The 18,165-nt window shown below is 65.0% G+C and carries 18 protein-coding genes, 1 tRNA gene and 1 pseudogene; 8 read left to right on the top strand and 12 right to left on the bottom strand.

The genetic code is table 11. The features are described 5' to 3' along the window. Window position 1 precedes the first annotated feature (1 nt). The 3 genes from Q0071_RS09965 to Q0071_RS09975 form a co-directional block, all read right to left on the bottom strand. The gene (locus Q0071_RS09965) at window positions 2-1,324 is read right to left on the bottom strand and encodes a HAMP domain-containing sensor histidine kinase (protein ID WP_298168358.1); all 1,323 of its coding nucleotides are present in this window, start codon (window positions 1,322-1,324) and stop codon (window positions 2-4) included. A 116-nt stretch (window positions 1,325-1,440) separates the two neighbouring features. Continuing rightward, window positions 1,441-2,118: a response regulator transcription factor gene (locus Q0071_RS09970; protein ID WP_147160025.1), complete on the bottom strand. Its 678-nt coding sequence runs from the start codon at window positions 2,116-2,118 to the stop codon at window positions 1,441-1,443. 287 nt (window positions 2,119-2,405) lie between these two features. Beyond that, window positions 2,406-2,708 (bottom strand): hypothetical protein, encoded by a 303-nt coding sequence (locus tag Q0071_RS09975; protein WP_298168261.1) that lies wholly within the window; start codon window positions 2,706-2,708, stop codon window positions 2,406-2,408. Window positions 2,709-2,872: 164 nt separating this feature from the next. Here Q0071_RS09975 and Q0071_RS09980 point away from each other — a divergent pair, with 164 nt between their 5' ends. From Q0071_RS09980 to Q0071_RS09995, 4 genes are read left to right on the top strand one after another with little or no spacing between them, the layout of a single operon-like run. Further along, window positions 2,873-4,666, top strand: a complete 1,794-nt coding sequence (locus Q0071_RS09980; RefSeq protein ID WP_298168264.1) for an ABC-F family ATP-binding cassette domain-containing protein — start codon at window positions 2,873-2,875, stop codon at window positions 4,664-4,666. A gap of 32 nt (window positions 4,667-4,698) precedes the next feature. Then, the gene (locus Q0071_RS09985; protein WP_298168267.1) at window positions 4,699-5,421 is read left to right on the top strand and encodes a prolipoprotein diacylglyceryl transferase family protein; all 723 of its coding nucleotides are present in this window, start codon (window positions 4,699-4,701) and stop codon (window positions 5,419-5,421) included. Then, window positions 5,393-6,817: a radical SAM protein gene (locus Q0071_RS09990; RefSeq protein WP_298168270.1), complete on the top strand. Its 1,425-nt coding sequence runs from the start codon at window positions 5,393-5,395 to the stop codon at window positions 6,815-6,817. Before Q0071_RS09985 ends, Q0071_RS09990 begins: the two co-directional genes overlap by 29 nt. Next, window positions 6,814-7,053 carry a hypothetical protein gene (locus Q0071_RS09995; RefSeq protein WP_298168273.1) on the top strand — a complete coding sequence of 80 codons (240 nt, stop codon included), beginning with the start codon at window positions 6,814-6,816 and terminating at the stop codon, window positions 7,051-7,053. The genes Q0071_RS09990 and Q0071_RS09995 overlap by 4 nt, the downstream gene beginning before the upstream one ends. Window positions 7,054-7,061: 8 nt before the next feature. Here Q0071_RS09995 and Q0071_RS10000 read toward each other — a convergent pair whose 3' ends face one another. Together Q0071_RS10000 and Q0071_RS10005 are read right to left on the bottom strand one after the other, a co-directional pair. Next, the gene (locus Q0071_RS10000) at window positions 7,062-8,876 is read right to left on the bottom strand and encodes a DUF885 family protein (protein ID WP_298168275.1); all 1,815 of its coding nucleotides are present in this window, start codon (window positions 8,874-8,876) and stop codon (window positions 7,062-7,064) included. Window positions 8,877-8,967: 91 nt separating this feature from the next. After that, the gene (locus tag Q0071_RS10005; protein ID WP_298168278.1) at window positions 8,968-9,453 is read right to left on the bottom strand and encodes a DUF6456 domain-containing protein; all 486 of its coding nucleotides are present in this window, start codon (window positions 9,451-9,453) and stop codon (window positions 8,968-8,970) included. A gap of 134 nt (window positions 9,454-9,587) precedes the next feature. Here Q0071_RS10005 and Q0071_RS10010 point away from each other — a divergent pair, with 134 nt between their 5' ends. Both Q0071_RS10010 and Q0071_RS10015 read left to right on the top strand, forming a co-directional pair. Then, window positions 9,588-10,157: a helix-turn-helix transcriptional regulator gene (locus tag Q0071_RS10010; protein WP_298168281.1), complete on the top strand. Its 570-nt coding sequence runs from the start codon at window positions 9,588-9,590 to the stop codon at window positions 10,155-10,157. A gap of 17 nt (window positions 10,158-10,174) precedes the next feature. After that, window positions 10,175-11,380 (top strand): glycosyltransferase, encoded by a 1,206-nt coding sequence (locus tag Q0071_RS10015; RefSeq protein WP_298168282.1) that lies wholly within the window; start codon window positions 10,175-10,177, stop codon window positions 11,378-11,380. Between the two features lie 72 nt (window positions 11,381-11,452). Here the strand turns inward: Q0071_RS10015 and secF are convergent, their stop codons facing one another. The 3 genes from secF to yajC all read right to left on the bottom strand — a co-directional run bounded on the left by secF (window position 11,453) and on the right by yajC (window position 14,474). Then, window positions 11,453-12,430 carry a protein translocase subunit SecF gene (gene secF, locus Q0071_RS10020; RefSeq protein WP_298168285.1) on the bottom strand — a complete coding sequence of 326 codons (978 nt, stop codon included), beginning with the start codon at window positions 12,428-12,430 and terminating at the stop codon, window positions 11,453-11,455. Between the two features lie 13 nt (window positions 12,431-12,443). Next, window positions 12,444-14,051 carry a protein translocase subunit SecD gene (gene secD, locus Q0071_RS10025; protein ID WP_298168288.1) on the bottom strand — a complete coding sequence of 536 codons (1,608 nt, stop codon included), beginning with the start codon at window positions 14,049-14,051 and terminating at the stop codon, window positions 12,444-12,446. A gap of 75 nt (window positions 14,052-14,126) precedes the next feature. Beyond that, window positions 14,127-14,474, bottom strand: coding sequence for a preprotein translocase subunit YajC (gene yajC, locus Q0071_RS10030; protein ID WP_298168291.1), 348 nt, complete (start codon window positions 14,472-14,474; stop codon window positions 14,127-14,129). A gap of 225 nt (window positions 14,475-14,699) precedes the next feature. Between yajC and Q0071_RS10035 the strand changes: the two genes are divergently transcribed. Continuing rightward, window positions 14,700-14,776, top strand: a tRNA-Pro gene (locus tag Q0071_RS10035). Window positions 14,777-15,230: 454 nt separating this feature from the next. On the opposite strand, the gene Q0071_RS10040 is transcribed toward Q0071_RS10035, so the two are convergent. From Q0071_RS10040 to Q0071_RS10055, 4 genes are all read right to left on the bottom strand, one after another. After that, complete coding sequence (locus tag Q0071_RS10040; RefSeq protein ID WP_298168294.1) at window positions 15,231-15,500, bottom strand: PIN domain-containing protein; 270 nt, start codon at window positions 15,498-15,500, stop codon at window positions 15,231-15,233. Next, on the bottom strand, window positions 15,487-15,759 hold the full coding sequence (locus tag Q0071_RS10045) for an AbrB family transcriptional regulator (RefSeq protein ID WP_298168297.1): 273 nt from the start codon (window positions 15,757-15,759) through the stop codon (window positions 15,487-15,489). The genes Q0071_RS10040 and Q0071_RS10045 overlap by 14 nt, the downstream gene beginning before the upstream one ends. Window positions 15,760-15,930: 171 nt before the next feature. After that, complete coding sequence (locus Q0071_RS10050) at window positions 15,931-16,443, bottom strand: hypothetical protein (RefSeq protein ID WP_298168300.1); 513 nt, start codon at window positions 16,441-16,443, stop codon at window positions 15,931-15,933. Then, window positions 16,440-17,858, bottom strand: coding sequence for an amidase (locus Q0071_RS10055; RefSeq protein WP_298168303.1), 1,419 nt, complete (start codon window positions 17,856-17,858; stop codon window positions 16,440-16,442). The genes Q0071_RS10050 and Q0071_RS10055 overlap by 4 nt, the downstream gene beginning before the upstream one ends. Before the next feature lie 117 nt (window positions 17,859-17,975). Here Q0071_RS10055 and Q0071_RS22535 point away from each other — a divergent pair. Further along, window positions 17,976-18,146, top strand: a pseudogene (locus tag Q0071_RS22535) (transposase); the annotation flags it as partial. Window positions 18,147-18,165: the final 19 nt, after the last annotated feature.

Genomic DNA, 18,165 nt, shown 5'->3' on the forward strand with positions numbered 1-18,165 from the left:
CCTACTTCCCACCCGATCTTGGCAGCCGCAGCACCGCCATCAACCCGCCGAGATCCTCGCTCTCGCCCAGCGTGATCGATCCGCCATAAAGCTCGGCCACATCGCGCACGATCGCAAGGCCCAGCCCGGTGCCGGGCTTGCCGGTATCGAGCCGCGCGCCGCGCGCAAACAGCTTGTCCTTGGCCTCATCCGGGATGCCCATCCCGTCGTCCTCGATCCAGATCTCGCAAGTCTTGGGATCATCCGGCACCGCATCGATCGTCACGAAGACCGAGCCGCCGCCATACTTGGCCGCGTTCTCGATCAGATTGCCGAGGATTTCGTCGAGGTCCTGCCGCTCGATCGCGACGCTGGCCTCGCGGTTGCCGTCCATATCGAAGCGCACTTGCGGATAGAGCCGCACGACTGCGCGCTCCACCGCTTCGGCGCTCTCGCCCACGCTGGCGCGCGAAAGCCCCGTCGCGCGGCGGCCCACGGCACGGGCGCGGGCAAGGTGGTGATCGACCTGCCGGCGCATCACCGCCGCCTCGCGGATCACGGTGTCGGAAAGGTCATCCGCCTTCGCCGTCGCCGCGTTCATCACCACCGTCAGCGGGGTCTTGAGCGCATGGGCGAGGTTGCCGGCATGGGTGCGCGCCTCTTCGGCCTGCCGCTCCGAATGCGCAAGCAGCGCGTTGATTTCCTCGACCAGCGGCTGGACTTCCAGCGGCAGCGGCTCATCCACTCGCCGCGCCTGCCCCTCGCGCATGTCGGCAATCGCGCGGCGGACCCGGCGCCAGGGGCCAAGGCCGTAATAGGTCTGCAGCGCCGCCATGGTGATGAGGCCGAGCGCCAGCACCACGAACGACCAGATCAGGATCGCCCGGATCCGCCGGATCTGCGCGTCGAGATCGCTGCGGCTCGCCGCCACGGCAAACTGCCAGTTGATCTGGCTACCGGGCAGGATGACCGACCGCTCGATGATGCGCAGCCGCTCCTCGCCGAACTGCTCGCTATCATAGACATGAGGCGCGCCATCGAAGTGATCGCCCTTGAGCTTGAGCGTGCGGTCCCACAGCGAGCGCGAGGGGAAATCCTCGTGCCCCTTGCCGCTGATCTGCCAGTAAAGGCCGCTATTGGGCTCAAGGAAGCGCTGGTCGCCCAGTGCCCGGTTGAAAAACACTTCGCCGTCCGGCCCGATTTCCGCCGAGCCCACCATGGCAGTGAGCATATAGCCGAGCTGGTCGTCGAAATTGCGGGTGGCAAGCCCGGTCATCGTCCGGTCGAGCGCCAGACCGCCACCGAGCAGCAGCACCGAAATCCACGCCACCGCAATCAGCAGCATGCGCCGCGAAAGCGATCCTGTGTGGGGCGCCGTGGCAGGCTGCACCTCAGGCGCCGCAGCAGGAGTTTCCCCGGGGGCAATCACGCTGTGTTCCACGCCGTGCGCCCCTTGGCCGTTCAGCCGCGCCCGCCGTGCGCCGGGTCGTCGAGGCTGTAGCCAAGCCCGCGGATGGTGGTGATCACATCAGGCCCCAGCTTTTTGCGGATGCGCGTCACGAACACCTCGATCGTGTTGGAATCGCGGTCGAAATCTTGATCGTAGATATGTTCGATCAGCTCGGTACGGCTTACCACCTTGCCCTTGTGGTGGAGCAGGTACGAGAGCAGCTTGTATTCCTGCGCCGTCAGCTTCACCGGCTCGCCATCGAGCGTCACGCGGCCCGAACGCGTATCGAGCCGCACCCCGCCAGCGATCAGTTCCGACGAGGAATTGCCCGAAGCGCGGCGGATCAGCGCGCGCAGGCGGGCAATCAGTTCCTCGCTCTGGAACGGCTTGGCGAGATAGTCGTCGGCACCTGCATCGAGCCCCGCCACCTTGTCGGACCAGCTGTCACGCGCGGTCAGCACCAGCACCGGGAACTTGCGCCCCTCCTTGCGCCACATGCCCAGCACCGTCAGCCCGTCGATCTCCGGCAGGCCCAGATCGAGGATCACCGCGTCATAGTCCTCGGTCGAGCCCATGAAATGGCCGTCCTCGCCGTCGACCGAAAGATCGACAGCATAGCCGTTGGCTTCGAGCGTGGACTTGAGCTGCTTGCCGAGGGTCGGTTCATCCTCGACGATCAGAATGCGCATCGTTTGCCCCTTGCTGTACCCGCTGCGGGCGGGACCAATCTTCGTGGAGCTTGATGGAGCGACAAACCTGAACGGTCAAGGAACAGGCCCGGTTTGTCGTCAAGGCCAAGGACCAGAAGGGGATTCTCGCAGAGACGCGAAGGAAAAGGAGACCGCGAAGCGGACTAAATGCGCCAAAGGCATCCGATTCCAGACAAAGCCACCAGGTCAATTTGCTGGGCAACCTCTTTGCGCTCTCCCCTTTCTCTCTGCGTCTCTGCGAGAAATCAGAAAGATAAAGCAGCCGCTCAGTGCGATTCGCCCAGGATCTGCCCCGTGCGCGCGTCGACATCCACAAACACGACCCGCCCGTCCTGAATGAACTTCAGCCGATAGGCCATCGCGGTCGGATCGTACTCGGGGCCGAGGTACTGCATGCCCCGCTTGGTCGGCAGCACCCGCGCCTCGATCTCGCGCAGCGAACGCACGTTGCCGTTGCGCAGATCGAGCCGCGCCTCGCGCTGTTCGTCAGCGCGGCGCTGCTGCGCATCGGCCGCAGGGGCGAGCGAAACGAGGAGGCCAAGGGTGAAGATTGCTGAAGTTGCGCGCATGATGCGAAGCGCCATAACCTGCGGCCTTTGAATAGCTTGTGAACGCGCGGGCGGGGTCCCCACCCCATGACCGCTTCCCTGTAGGGTCACTATGGCAGATCAGGCGAGCGAGTGCCAAGCTGATACTGGACCGCGCCGCGCCGCGCCGCTAAGCGCGGCCCATCATGGCAGCAGCACCAATCCTCAGCTGGGAAGGCCTCGGCCTCAACCAGGGCACAAGCTGGCTGTTCCGCGATCTCGATATCCAGATCGGCCCGCGTGACCGGCTTGCCCTCATCGGCCGCAACGGCGCGGGGAAAACCACGCTGCTCAAGCTGCTTTCGGGCGAAGTCGAGGGCGACAAGGGCACCCGCTCGGTCCAACCAGGCACGCGCGTGGTCACGCTGGAGCAGGACCCGTTCTTCACCGGCTTTGAAACCCTCATGGACTTCGCGCTTTCGGGCAAGGACGCCCCGCCGCGCCACGAAGTCGAATCCATCGCCGGACAGCTCGGCATCGACCTTTCCCGCAAGGCCGACAGCGCCTCGGGCGGTGAACGCCGCCGTGCGGCGCTGGCCCGCGCGCTCGCCAGTGAGCCCGATCTGCTGCTGCTGGACGAGCCGACCAACCACCTCGATCTCGCCGCAATCGAATGGCTCGAATCCTGGCTCCAGCGCTACAACGGCGCCTTCGTCGTCATCAGCCACGACCGCACGTTCCTCGAACGCCTGACCAAGGCCACGCTCTGGCTCGATCGCGGTTCGCTCCGCCGCCGCGAGATCGGCTTCGGCGGATACGAAGCGTGGATGGAAGCCGTCTACGCCGAAGAGGCCCGCGCCGCCGACAAGCTCGATGCCAAGCTCAAGATCGAAGCCCACTGGCTCGAACGCGGCGTCACCGCGCGGCGCAAGCGCAACATGGGCCGCCTCGAAAAGCTCTGGGAAATGCGCGCCACCCGCGCCGCGATGCTCAGCCCGCAAGGCGCGGCCAAGCTCACCCTCGCCAGCGACGATGCCAAGAGCAAGGCGGTGATCGTCGCGGACAAGATCACCAAGCGCTTTGGCGAGCGGGTCATCGTGAAAGACTTCAGCCTGCGGATCACCCGCAAGGACCGCATCGGCCTCGTCGGCGCGAACGGCGCGGGCAAGACGACGCTCCTGAAACTCCTCACCGGCGAACTGGAGGCCGACAGCGGCACCGTCACGCTGGCGAAAACGCTCACCCCCGTCGTGATCGACCAGCAGCGCAGCCTGATGTCGCCCGAGAAGCGCATCCGCGATGTGGTGGCCGAAGGCAGCGACTGGATCGACGTGCAAGGGGTGCGCAAGCACATCCACGGCTATCTCAAGGACTTCCTGTTCGATCCCGGCATGGTCGAGGCACGCGTCGGTACGCTCTCAGGCGGCGAACGCTCGCGGCTCCTCCTCGCGCGCGAATTTGCCCGCCCCTCGAACCTCCTCGTGCTCGACGAGCCGACCAACGACCTCGATCTCGAAACACTCGACCTCCTGCAGGAAGTCATTTCGGACTACGACGGCACCGTGCTGATCGTCAGCCACGACCGCGATTTCCTTGATCGCACCGTCACGATCACGCTCGGCATGGACGGCTCGGGCAAAGTCGATGTCGTCGCGGGCGGCTATGCCGATTGGGAAAAGCAGCGCAAACAGCGCCTCGCTGGCAAGCCCGTCGCGCGCGAAACGGCAGACAAACCCGCCGCCGCGCCGTCGCCGCCCCCACCACCCAAGAAGGCCAAGCTAACCTACAAGGACCAGCGCGACTACGAGATCCTCCCGGATCGCATCGCCGAACTGGAAAAGGCCATCGCCCGCGACGAAGCCGCGCTGGCCGATCCCGACCTCTACACCAAGAACCCCACCCGCTTCGCTGCGCTGACTGCCGGGCTGGACAAGGCGCGCGCGGAGAAGGACGCAGCGGAAGAACGCTGGCTGGAACTGGCGGAGATGGTGGAGGGCTAGCCCTTGGTCAGATCCGTGGGTACCACCCCCACGTGATCCACATCCCCACGTCCCCCTGGTTCCACTATCTCGGCGATCTCTCGGCTTGGCTCGTCGCCTTTCTCGGCGGCAGGTGGGTCTACCAGCGCCGTCGCGCCAACGTCGAGCAGCTCGCGCGGCAGACCGCGCCTGATTACTTCATCAGCCTCGCACTCGGCGCGGCGGCGGGTGCATGGTTGCTGGGTTCGCTCAACACACTTCAGCAAGCCCGGCCCACGCTCTCGCACTCGGTCGCGGGCGCGCTGGCCGGAGCAATCGTCGCCGTCGAGCTCTGGAAATGGCTGCGCGGTGTGCGCGGATCGACCGGCGGGCCCTTCGTCATTCCGCTCACGCTCGGCATCATGGTCGGCCGCCTCGGCTGCCTCTTCGCCGGTCTTCCCGATCAGACCTTCGGCATCCCCACCAGCCTGCCCTGGGGCGTCGATCTGGGCGATGGCATCGCGCGCCATCCCGTCCAGATCTACGAATCGCTCGCGATGCTGGCATTCCTTATCATCTATTGGCGCGCGCTCACCCGCGAACGCGCCTGGGCCACGCGCCACGGCTTCCATGCCTTCGTGCTGTTCTATGCGGTGCAGCGATTTGCGTGGGAGTTCTTCAAGCCCTATCCAAAGATCCTCGGCCCGTTAAACGTGTTCAACTTGGCCATGATCGGACTGATAGTTTATGCCCTCGTCTGGATCGCACGTGGAAACGACCGTCCTGCCAGCGCCTGAGCGCAAGGCCGCGCCTTACATATTCCACAGCCAGACCACGAGCCTGTGCGAAACTTGCCTCGAAACCGTCCCCGCGAAAGTCATCATCGAAGAAGGCTCGGTTTTCTATATCAAGCGCTGCGCCGCCCACGGCGTCCAGAAAACGCTCATCAGCGACGATCTTGCCTATTGGCGCGGCCAGAAGGACTGGCTCAAGCCCGGCGACCGCCCGCTCACCGCGCAGACCCGCACCGAAGCCGGCTGCCCGTTCGATTGCGGCCTCTGCCCCGATCACGAACAGCACAGCTGCCTCGCCATCGTGGAGATCAATTCTGCCTGCAATCTCGCCTGCCCGGTCTGCTTCGCGGATGCCGAGAACGTCCACGGCGCGCACCTGCCGCTGAGCGTGATCGAGGGCATGCTCGATGCGCTGGTCGAGAGCGAGGGCGAGCCCGATCTCGTCCAGCTTTCGGGCGGCGAACCCACAATCCACCCGCAGTTCTTCGAAGTACTCGATGCAGTGAAGCGCCGCCCGATCCGCCACGTGATGATCAACACCAACGGCGTCCGCATCGCGCAGGACCCGGTGTTTGTGGAGCGCCTCGCCAGCTACGCCCCCCGCCTCGAAGTCTATCTCCAGTTCGACAGCCTGAACGACGAGGCGCTGGTCAACTTGCGCGGCGCCCGCCTCTCGCGCGTCCGCCAGTCGGCGCTGGAGGCGCTTGAGCGCGTCGGCCTCTCGACCACGCTCGTCGCCGTGGTGAAGCGGGGGGTCAACGACGACGAGATCGCGGCCATCGTCAACCACGCGCTCGAATGGAAATGCGTGCGCGGCGTGACCTTCCAGCCGGTGCAGGATGCCGGGCGAAACGAAGGCTTCGATGGCAAGGCCAACCGCATGCTGATCACCCAGATCCGGCGCGAGGTGGTGAAGGCGGGCGTCTTTGCGGCGGAAGACATGATCCCGCTGCCCTGTAATCCCGATCAGATCTGCATCGGCTATGGCCTGCGCGCCGGCCGCTCGGTAACCCCGATCACCTCGCTGCTCCCGCGCGAAGTGCTGCTGAACGGGCCCAACACGATCAGCTACGAGGCCTACCCTGCGCTGCGCGAGGCGATGCTGAACCTGTTCAGCCTCGCCACCACGCAGTGCAACACCGAGGAAAAGCTGGCGGGCGTGCTGTGCTGCCTGCCGCAGGCGCTGGTGCCGGAAGACCTCGGCTATGCCAACAGCTTCCGCGTCGTGATCCTGCAGTTCCTTGATCGCTACAACTTCGATCTGGCAACGGTGAAGCGCAGCTGCGTCCACTTCGTCACGCCCGATCGGCAGATCATCCCCTTCGATACCTACAACACGTTCTACCGCCCCGGCGCCGAAGGTGCGCCGGTGCTCGCCCGCGCCCGGAGGACATCATGAAGCGCCTGTTCGGCGGCCTGCTGCTCGCGGCCGGTATCATGATCATGCTCACCAGCGGGCTGTGCACCCTTGCGGTGATTGGCATCGGTGCGTCCGAGGTGGCGAGAGACCCGACCGTCCTCGTCGCACTCTATCTGCCACTCATAGTGGGCGGCGTCCCCTTCGCCATAGGCTTCGGCCTTTACAAATGGGGACGCGCACTGCTGCGACAACCTGAAGAGAATGACGTCTTCTGAAGGCCCCCTCACCCCGCCGCCAACCGCTCCGCCGTCCGCTCTTCGATCCGCTTTTCCAGCATGAACAGCGGCATCGTGCCCTCTTCCAGTATCCCATGGAACCACGGCAGGCTGAACTTGTCGCCGAGCGCCGCCTGCGCCTTCGTGCGCGCCGCGACCCATGCTGTGTGGCCGATCTTGTAGCTGCAGGCCTGCCCGATCAGCACGCAATAGCGCTCCACCTCGCGCTGGCTGCGCGCCTGCGCGAAGCCGGTTGTGGCGACCATGTAGGCTGTCGCCTTCTCGCGGCTCCAGCGGTAGTGGTGGATGCCGGTATCGACCACCAGCCGCGCTGCGCGGAACAGGAACGATTGCAGATACCCCGCACGTTCCAGCGCCGAATACCCGCCCAGCTCGTCCGCCAGCTGCTCGGCATAGAGCGCCCAGCCTTCGCCGTGCGCCGAGAGGAAATAGTCCTTGAGATACAAAGGCAGCGCGCCACCCTTCTGCGCATAGCCGCCCTGCAGGTGGTGCCCCGGAATGCCCTCGTGATAGGTCAGCGAAGGCAGCGAATAGCGCGGCCAGTCGCCCACGGACTTGAGGTTGATCCAGTAGATCGCCGGGCGCGAGCCATCGAGGCTGGCGCTGTAGTAATAGCCGTTCGAAGCCCCGTCCTGAATCTCCACCGGCACGCGGCGGATTTCGAGCGGCTCGCTGGGATAGTTCGCAAAGGCTTGCGGCAGCTTCTTCGCCATCGCCGCGATCCCGGCGTTGAGCGAGGCAATCAGGTCGCTGCGCCCCGCATCGCTATCGGGATAGAGCTGGTCCGGCGCATGGTTCAGCGCCGTCAGCCGCTCACCCACCGTGCCCTTGGTATAGCCCGCCGCCTTAAGGATCGCATCGAGCTTGCCGGTGATATCGGCCACCTGCTCGAGCCCGATCTTGTGGACTTCCTCCGGGCTCAGCTTGGTCGTCGTCGCCTCGGCCAGCGCGGCTGCATAGATTGCATCGCCGCCGCGCACGCGCCACGCGCCGTCGCCCGCCGGGGTCCTGAGGCGCAGCGCCTTGATCAGCGCAATCTGCCGGTCGAGCGCGGGATATACGTCGCCGCCGACAATCTTCGCCGCCTGCGCCGCCCAATCGCCGGGAATGGACTTGGAGGTGGTACGCCGCGACAAGGAAAGCACCAGCGAGCTGGCCTCCGGCGCAGCGCTGCGCAGCTTGGCGAGCTGGCCCAGTGCCAGATCGAGCGACCAGCGCGGCGCGATCACCCCGCGCCCCGCCAGCCGCTTCTGGCCCAGCGTGTCCTCATCCAGCGCAAAGGCAAACGCCCGCAGCCGCGCGAGATAGGCCTCGGCATCGGCGGCGGTTTCCACCGGATGCTGGCTGTCGAGCATGTCCGGCACTTCGAAGTAGATGCCCTGCTGCTGCGTGATCGGATAGGGCTGCTGCACGCTCTCGATCCCGAAGGGCACACCGGCCAGCCGCCGCTCGAACATATAGGCCAGGATATCGCGCTGCCGCTGCACGGCGGGGCTGAGGCTGGCGGGATCGACGCCGCGCATTGCGGCAAGCCCGGCGCGGTCGAACGCCTGCGTGGCCGCCCGGCCCGCCTCGCTCTTGTCATCAAGCCGCGATCGCAGCGCGGCGCGCACGCCGGTATCGAGCCCGAGCCCGGTCGCATGGTTCGGCGTCAGCAGCAGGTTGTTGTAGAACAAGCGGTCAGCCAGCGCCGCAAAGGCGGCATCGCCGGGCGCGCCACCTGCGGCAGCGAAGGCCTGTGCTGGCAGCCAAGCCGTCAGCGCAGCGGTCGCTGCACCGGTGAGAAATTCACGTCTTTCCATGGACTAGGCTCCCGCAGATCGGAAAGCCTGTCCGCTCGCACATTCCCGCGCGGGGAAGCAAGACACCCCCCAGGGCGAGCGGGGGAAATCCTCACGACCCACCGTAAAATCCCGCCACCCGGTCGAGCGCCAGCTCCAGAACCAGCTTGCCGCTGCGCGCAGGCCAGGCCAGCGCCTTTTCCGCAGCCGGAACGCCCTCGCCCGCGCAGACCACGCGCCACAGGATGTCGGAAAGCCCCGGCCCCGCCGCCGCGATCGCGCCATCAAAGCGGCGGCGTGCGGCGAGCTGCCGCTCGCCCGGCGTCAGGCCCGGCTCGCCACCCGCAATGCGCACCGGGTCCCAGCGCATCGTCACCGAGGGCGCGAGTTCGGCGCGCTCCCAGTCCGCCCGCAGCCGCTCACCCGCCGCAAATTGCCGGTCATTGAGATGGCCCCGCGCATGAAGCCAGGTCAGCGGCGATTCGGCGAGATTGACCTTCACGCTGCGCACCGCCGCGCACCCGGAACCGGGCCGCACCCCGTCCACGCGCCGCGGCCCTTCCTCGGTCAGTTCACGCTCGACCAGAACCTGCGCCATGCCACCTCTCCTTTGAACAAATCAGGAACATGCGCTGCCTTGCCGGAGAGTGATGCCTGTAGGAAAGCACAAAACTTGCCGCAGCGCACAAAAGCTGTAAAAGCATGCATAAGGCCGCTGAAAGTGCCCCGATCATGATCAACCGCATCCGCGATATTCGCCGTCAAATGGGCCTCACCTTGGCCGATGTCGCCGCGCGCTGTGCGCCGCCGACAACTGCGCAAACCATCGGCCGTCTGGAAACGGGCATGCGCTCGCTTTCGCTGGGCTGGATGAACCGCATCGCCGCCGCGCTCGATGTCGATCCGCAGTTGCTGGTCAAGGCCGAGGTGGAAAGCGAACCGCAGATCATCGCCCGCCTCGCAGCGACCGGTGCGGAGGCGCTGACCAAGCCCATGTCGGCGGTTTTCCCGGTCGGCCCCGGCTCGGCCCAGCTTGTCGTGATGACTGTGGAAGCAAGCGCCGGCGAATACCGCTCAGGCGATCAGGTCTGGCTGCGGCAAGTTGGGCCCGATGATTTCGGCCGCGCGCTCAACCGCGATGTGCTCGCCCCCCGCCCCGGCGGCCGTTTCGCATTCGGCCGCATGATCGATCGCGATGGTGATCGTGTCGCGCTGCTCCCGCCCGGCGTCGGCCAGCGGCAGGTGGTGATCGATCATCCCGCATGGATCGGCGTTGCCGAACTGCTCGTCCGCTCGCTCTGACATTCCGCGATTTGCCGGTGAAGCGCCGCCTGCTGTCGATATCGACGCTGTATCCTGCCCCGACCCGCCCGGGCTTCGGCCGCTTCGTCGCGCGCCAGATGGAGGCGCTCGCCGCGCGAGGTGATTGGGACGTTACCGTGATCAACCCGATCGGCCTGCCCCCGCCCCCGTTTAGCGCGCTGGGCCGCTACAAGCCGCTCGCCGCCATCCCGTCGATTGAATCCGGCGGGCGCGTCACCGTCCACCATCCGAGTTTCCTGCTGGTCCCCGGCCTTTCCGGCCGTTTCAATCCCTGGGCGATCACCCGCGCGGTCCTGCCGCTGGCGCGAAAGCTCCACCGCGAAGCGCCGTTCGACCTTGTCGACGCCCAGTTTTTCTACCCCGATGGCCCCGCTGCCGCCGATGTCTCTGCCGCGCTTGGCCTCCCTCACGCGATCAAGGCGCGCGGTTCGGATATCCATCTCTGGGGGGACCGCCCCGCCGCGCTCCTACAGATGCGCCGCGCTGCCCACAGCGCTGCGGCCGTGCAGGCCGTGTCCGGCGCCCTCGCGCACGATATGGACGCGCTGCATCTCGCCCCGCCCGGCGGAATCACGGTGCATTACACCGGCCTGGACCGCGTGCGCTTCCAGCCGCTGCCCCGCAGCGAGGCGCGCGCGCAGCTTGCTGCCAGCCTCCCCACCCTAGCGCTGCGTCCCACAGACCGCCTTGCCGTCTGCGTCGGCGCGCTGATCGCGATCAAGGGCCAGGCGCTCGCGATCGAGGCGCTCACCAGCCTGCCTGGTGATATCCAGCTCGCGCTCGCAGGCACCGGCGCAGACGAGGCCGCGCTGCGCGCCCGCGCCGCCGCGCACGGCGTGTCCAGCCGGGTGCATTTTCTCGGCGCCGTCAGCCACGATACGCTGCCCGTGCTGCTTAGCGCCGCCGATGTCATGGTGCTGCCTTCGGAGCGCGAGGGCCTTGCCAATGCCTGGATCGAGGCGCTCGCCTGCGGCACCCCGCTCGTCATCCCGCCGATTGGCGGCGCACCCGAGGTGCTGGACCGCCCTGCCGCTGGCCGCCTCGCCGAGCGCACGCCCGCCGCAATCGCCGCCGCCATCTCGGAAATCCTCGCCGCACCGCCAGCGCAAACAGACGTCGCCGAGAGCGCCGCCCGGTTCAGCTGGGATGCGAATGCGGCAGCGCTCGCCGCGATCTACGAAAGGGCAGTGTCAGGCAGCTAAGGTTGCGCCGGGTGCAATCACCAACACCGCTCATCCTGAGCCTGTCGAAGGATGCTTACGCCTCGCCTGCGTTCAAGCCCTCTCGCGCGCCATCCGTTCCTGCTTGTCGAGCTGGCTCTCGGTCGGCACGAAGCTCTTCGAGGTGACCTTCAGCCAGATCAGGATAGGCGCAGCCATGTAGATCGAACTGTAGGTGCCGACGAAGATGCCCAGCGTGATCGCGGCGGTAAAGCCAAAGATCACCCCCGGACCCAGCAGCAGCAGCGCGGTCAGCGTAATCAGCATCGAAAGCGAGGTCGCCAGCGTGCGATGAAGCGTCTCGTTCACCGAGAGATCGAGCAGCTCAGGCATCGGCATCTTGCGGTATTTCTTGAGATTCTCGCGGATGCGGTCGTAGACCACGATCGTATCGTTGAGCGAGTAGCCGATCAGCGTCAGCAGCGCCGCCACGATCGTCAGATCGAATTCCAGCTGCGTCACCGCGAACAGGCCCAAAGTCAGCGTCACGTCGTGGACAAGGCTGAACAGCGCGCCCACACCAAACTGCCATTCGAACCGCAGCCAGATATAGGCCGCAACCGCCAGCGCCGCGAGGCCGAGCGACAGCACCGCGCTGTGCCACAGCTCGCCCGAAACCTTGCCCGAAACCGAATCCACGCCGTCGACGCGCGCATCGGCGTGCTTGGCCTTGATATCGGCGGTAATCGTGCGCGCCATCTTGTCCGATAGGCCGCTGTCGTGGTCCGCGCCTTCGGGCAGTTTCATGCGGATCGAAATCTCGTTGGGCTTGCCATAGCGCTGGATGATCGGCTCACCATAGCCCAGCGCCTCGATCTCGCCGCGCAGCGGCCCGACCGGTGCCTCCGCGCTCTGGGTGAAGGTCACGCGGATCATCTGCCCGCCGATGAAATCGACGCCAAGGTTGAGCCCCTTGGTGAACACGAGGCCGAGGCTCGCCGCCATCAGCAGCAGGCTGATCACGTAGAAGGGCACGCGCCAGCGCAGGAACTTGATGTTCGTGTTATCGGGAACGAGCTTGAGAAGTTTCATGGTTGCCAGTCCCTCAAAGCGCGATTTCGGTGGGCCGCGCCTTGCGCAGCCACTGCGCGACCCACATGCGGGTCATGGTCACCGCGGTGAACACCGAGGTCGCGATGCCGATCAGCAGCACGATGGCGAACCCGCGCACCGGACCAGTGCCGAACGCGGCCATCGACATCGCCGCGATCACGTTGGTGATATTGGCGTCGAAGATCGCGCGGCTGGCTTCCTTGTAGCCCGTCTCGACCGCCTGGAACACGCGGCGGCCACGGTGCCGTTCCTCGCGGATGCGCTCATTGATCAGCACGTTGGCGTCCACCGCAGCACCGATCGTGAGCACGAAACCGGCGATGCCCGGCAGGGTCAGAGTCGTGCCGATCAGCGCCATGATGCCCAGGATCATCAGCACGTTGAACACCAGCGCAATGCAGGCATACATGCCGAAGCGGCCATAGACGGCGAGGATGAACGCCACCAGCGCCAGCGTGCCAACCGCCATTGCGATCATGCCCTTGCGGATCGAGTCCGCGCCGAGGTCTGGCCCGACGGTGCGCTCTTCCACCACCTTGAGGTCGACCGGAAGCGCGCCCGAACGCAGCGAGATCGCGAGGTTGCTTGCCGCTTGCGTGGTGAAGCTGCCCGAAATCACCGCGCTGCCGCCAAGGATCGGCTCGTTGATATTGGGCGCGGAAAGCACCTTGCCATCGAGAATGATCGCGAAGGGCTTGTTGACGTTCTGCGTCGTCAGCTTGGCAAACCGCGCGCCGCCTTCGGTGTTGAAGGTGATCGCGACTTGCGGCTCGTTGGTCTGCTGGTTGTTGGTGACTTGTGCATTGGTCAGCTGATCACCGCGAATGCCGCCAAGGCGCTTGACCGCAATCGAGCCGACCGGCCCGCCGTCCTTGCCCGGCGCATAGGGCACGATCTCGCTGCCCGGAGGCGCGATGCCGCGCTGGATATCGCTCTGCAGCGCGGTCGTATCGACCAGCTTGAACTCAAGCTTGGCGGTCTGGCCTAGGAGGTTCTTGAGCGCCTGCGGATCCTGCAGGCCCGGCACTTGGACCACGATGCGGTTGGCACCCGAACGGATGATCGTCGGCTCGCGCGTGCCCAGTGCGTCGATGCGCTTGCGCACCACCTCGACCGCGGTTTCCATCGCCTGCGCGACCGCAAGATCGATGCCTTCCGCTGTCGGCGTCAGCACGAAGCGGTTGCCATCGATGACCTCGATCTTCCAGTCGCGCGCGCCGGTCAGCCCCGCCCCGTTGGTCAGCGGCAGGATCGCCTCGCGCACCGCATCGACCTTGGCGGGATCTTCGACGAGGAAGGTCAGCGCGCCATCACGGTTGGAGATGTCGCTGATGCGGATATCCGGGCTCGCCTGCTTCAGCTTGTTACGGACCGATTCGTCCATGCCCTCGATGCGCTGCTGGCGCACCTGGCTGGGATCGGCCTCAAGCAGGATGTGGCTGCCACCGGCAAGATCGAGGCCCAGATTGACCTTGGGCGCATAGATGCCCGCAGGGATCGTGAAGCCCATGACCGTGGCGATCGAAGGGGCCGCGGCAAGCGCGGCCAGCAGCGTGATCGCCCAGAGCCAGATCACCTTCCAGCGCGGAAATTCAAGCATCGAGAGAAGTCTTCCTGAAGGAGGCCGCGCGCACATGGGGCCATTGGCCACCATATGGTAACGCGGGCCGCAGCATCAATCGTTGGCGGGAGCAGACCCTGCAGGCGGCAGCACGTCGCCGATCGTCGCCCGCACCGCGCGAACGCGGACATTGGGGCCGAGTTCAAGATCGACCGTCTGTTCCTCGACCTTGATCACCTTGCCGATCAGGCCGCCTGCGGTCACCACCTGATCGCCCTTCTTGAGCGCCGAGATCTTGACCTGCTGCTCCTTCTGCCGGCGCATCTGGGGGCGCAGGATCAGGAAGTAGAAGATCGCCGCCATCGCGACGAGCGGCAGAAACTGGAGGTACGCCGGCGGCTCGGCCGGAGTGGCGGCCGGCGCGGCGGCGGCGAGGATGGCAAGAAGAGCAGGACCGTTCATGGCAGGTCAGGAACTTTCGCAAGGGCTGGTCTGGCGCAGCGATACCTGGCAGGCGGCAAGCCGCAAGCCCGGTGAGGCCAGTATGGGCTGGCGCGCTAGCAGTTTGGCTTGGCTTAGGCAACTTTGCGCCCAAGCCGTTTCGCCCAATCAATTTGCGCGGCCTCAATCAGTGATCAAGAAGCCTTGCCATCCACCCAGACCCTGCCTATAGGCCCGCCTTCCGGTCGGGACGTAGCGCAGCCTGGTAGCGCATCACACTGGGGGTGTGGGGGTCGGAGGTTCGAATCCTCTCGTCCCGACCAATTATTTCAAATACTTAGCACCTCATCCTCAGTTTTCAGGCGAGAAAAAATCGCCCCCCATGGTGCGCTGGTGGTGCAAACCTGCGAAACAAGGCGAAACGCTTTGCGCCGAATTGAAACGAGGGCTCATTCCAGAGTCGGTGCGCGGGCCCTTGGCCTTCGTTTTTTTGACCCGCTGAAGGGCCCATCAACGACTAGCGAAAAGCCCAAACCTGCTGCCACCGAGAAGCGCTTTTGGCGTCTTGAGATTTGCCGAAATCGAAGCCGCAGGAGGCGCATCGGCGCCGGCTTGCAAACGCCAGGCACTCCGATCTTGCACATGCGCCAAAAGAGATTTCAGGCTTAGCAGACAACCATCGCCAAGGGCTTATCTGCAAAGGCGGAAGTGCCGCGGTCGACCACTACTAGGCCGCAAACTCACAAACCGCGCCATCGAGGTTTAGGGCAGAATGGCTCAGTCACCCGCCATACCATCAAGGGCAGAGGCCAGCGCCAGCGGATCTTCAACGGTAACGCCAGGCAGGCCTGCAAGACCGGCAAGTGCAGTCCCGATGGCTTCACTGGAGAACCTGTAGCCGCTGCGAAGCACCCACTCGGTTTCGAGAAGCAGAGTCGTCGGATTAAAGATATCTCCAGCCTCGATGGCCCGGCGCGCCACTGCGGCCTGAGCGGCGTGGTCCGCCGTCAGGAAGCGGACGATCACATTGGTATCAATCGCGCGCACGCCGCTCGGCCTCCTGCGCAACGGCTGCATTCATGTCGTCGATCGACAGCGCCGGTCCCTCGTGCCGCATCGATCCGAATAGCGCATCGATGCCGGAAGCGGCGAACACCGGTGTGGATTTGAGGAGGACGCCCTCCGGCGTGTTCTCAACCGTGAGCCGCGTTCCCGCTCCCCACTGGAGCTGGTCGCGGCTCACCTTGGGCAGAATGACCTGGTCCTTGGTCGAGATGACAATAGTCGACCGGTCGTGAACGCACACGGCAGGCCATCTAAGATGTAAGATGATGATAGGATAGAATACTTCCGTGTGCCAGCGCCCGAAAGGGCGCTGGCACAATTGGGTCGCTCTCAGCCCGACACGCCACCGGCTGGCACCTTGGCACATGCCCCCGTAGGCGGCGGCAATCGACAGCCGCAACCAGTCACCGTCTTAAGCGGATATACCTGTCCACGAAGCAAGTAAGCTGAGTTGCACCGCCGTACCAGCGACGATTGCGATCCCGGTGAGCCCCCTCTCCCCATATTGACCAACAACTGCCGATACCACCGCTTCGGGAACCGATGTGCCTCGGAGCCCTAGCTCGACCAACTCGAACGCCGCGCGCCACTCGACGGGCAGATCCTTTGAAGAAGATCCATCGGAAGCGGCCTGCAACTGTTCGGGCGCCATCCCGAACGCCTGGCCCAACCGTTTGTGCTGCTGCTCCACATAGTTGCCGCCGCAGAGGTGCGCGATTCTGATAATCAGCGCCTCTCGCATCTCGTCGGAGATGCCGGTTGCCTCCTCATCAAACAGCAGCATACCGGTGTTGATCGCTGCCTCAGCCAGTGCCGGCGCGTGAGCCAGAAAAGGTGACAACCCGCCCGGCGGCAGCTTTCGAAGGACAGCTGCCTGTTCCTCGGTGGCTTCCTCCAAGGTCAGGCCCCGCACGCGCACGCTCAACGGTAGCGCTCCGGCCGGGTATTGAATGGCTTGAGCGTCTCGATCACGGTTGCCATCTGGAACATGCGATCCTCACCAAAGTGCGACGCGCACACCATGACCGCCAGGGGCATACCATTCACCGCTGATGTCCCGACCGGCATCACCAGTGCCGGCATGCCCGTGACATTGAACGGAATGGCATAGTCGAGCATGACTTCACCACCCACCGTGCGGTCCCCGGACGTGAGCGAGTTTGCGGCGATTTCGGCATCGAGCGGCGCGATGACCGGGGCCGCAGGGAGCAGAAACGCATCGAAGCCTTCGATGGCCTTGAGGTAGTCCATGCGCAAAGCCCATTGCTGCTTGCGCGCCCTGGCAACCTCAACCGCCAAAGCGCTGGCGTTCCCCTCGAGGAGCATCCTGGTGCCCTCCGAATAAAGTTCGCCCCGCTCGGACAAGCTATCTTCGTGCCAGGCCAGCGCATCGCCAACGACCAGACCGCGCCAGATACCCATCGCTTCGCTGGTGTCGGGGAGCGCGACGGCCTCAACAACAGCCCCTGCCTCACGCAGGAGCACCGCCGTTGCACGCCATGCGGCTTCAATCTCGGGATCAAGGGAATCAGGCATGTAGGATTCCGGCACGCCAATTCGCATCCCGGCAACGCCGCTCTGGCTGGCACCGATAAAGTCGGGAACCGGTCGTTCTGCCGACGTCATGTCACTCGGATCGAAGCCCGCGATGACCTGAAGTACCAATGCGATGTCCTGGGGCGACCGCCCCATGGGGCCGACTGTGTCCATGTAGGTCGACAGCTCGCCAATACCCTTTGCCGGCACGCGGCCGTGCGTGGGCTTGAGCCCGCTGATGCCGGTGAAGGAAGAAGGCGTGCGGATCGAACCGGCAGTGTCGGTTCCGATGGCGAATGAGCAAAGCCCTGCCGAGGTCGCGGTTGCCGAACCGTTGGAAGACCCACCGGCGGTGCGCGCATAGTCCCACGGATTCTTGGGCGCGCCATCGATCATGCTGGGGCTGAACAAGGCAAACTCGGTGGTATTGACCTTGCCGAGGATCACCGCGCCAGCTGCGCGCAGGCGGGCGACCACCGGTGCGTCGGCTTCGGCAACATTGTCAGCAAACGCACGCGAACCATAGGTCGTCTTCAGGCCCCCCACATCGATGAGGTCCTTGATCGCGCCGCACAGGCCCAGAACCGGCGTGTTTTCACCCGCCTGCCGACGCCGGTCGGCTTCCTTCGCGGCCGCCAAAGCGCCATCCTTGTCGACTTGCACAAAGGCAGCCAGTTCCGAATTCAGGGAATCAATTCTGTCCAGATAGGCCTGCGTCAACTCAACAGACGTCCACTTTCCTTCATCCAGAGCGGCCTTCTGCTTGTAAGCGGGCAAAAACAGATCATCAATGCTTACGGACATGCGAATGACTCCTGAGAATAACGTAGTGCAACATTAGTCCTCCCCTGTGGCATTGACAACGCACGCACCCTACGGAATTTATATACGAGAGAGCCAGAAAACAGAGGGTGTCAGGCCATGCGTGGTGTAAGGTTGTGGCGAAAGCAGTGGGCGCAAAAGGCATTTCCGGATGAAGCGGGAGCCATTGCGTTCGTGCGTGCTGTCCGCTGGCCGGATGGCGTGTCCTGCCCTGGCTGCGGCTCACGACAGATAAGTATGCGGGATGACAACGAGCAGATGCGCTGCCGAACCTGTGCGAAGCGCTTCA

Origin of the sequence: Novosphingobium sp. (genome assembly GCF_027486195.1) — a bacterium.
In the GTDB taxonomy this organism is placed as follows: domain Bacteria; phylum Pseudomonadota; class Alphaproteobacteria; order Sphingomonadales; family Sphingomonadaceae; genus Novosphingobium.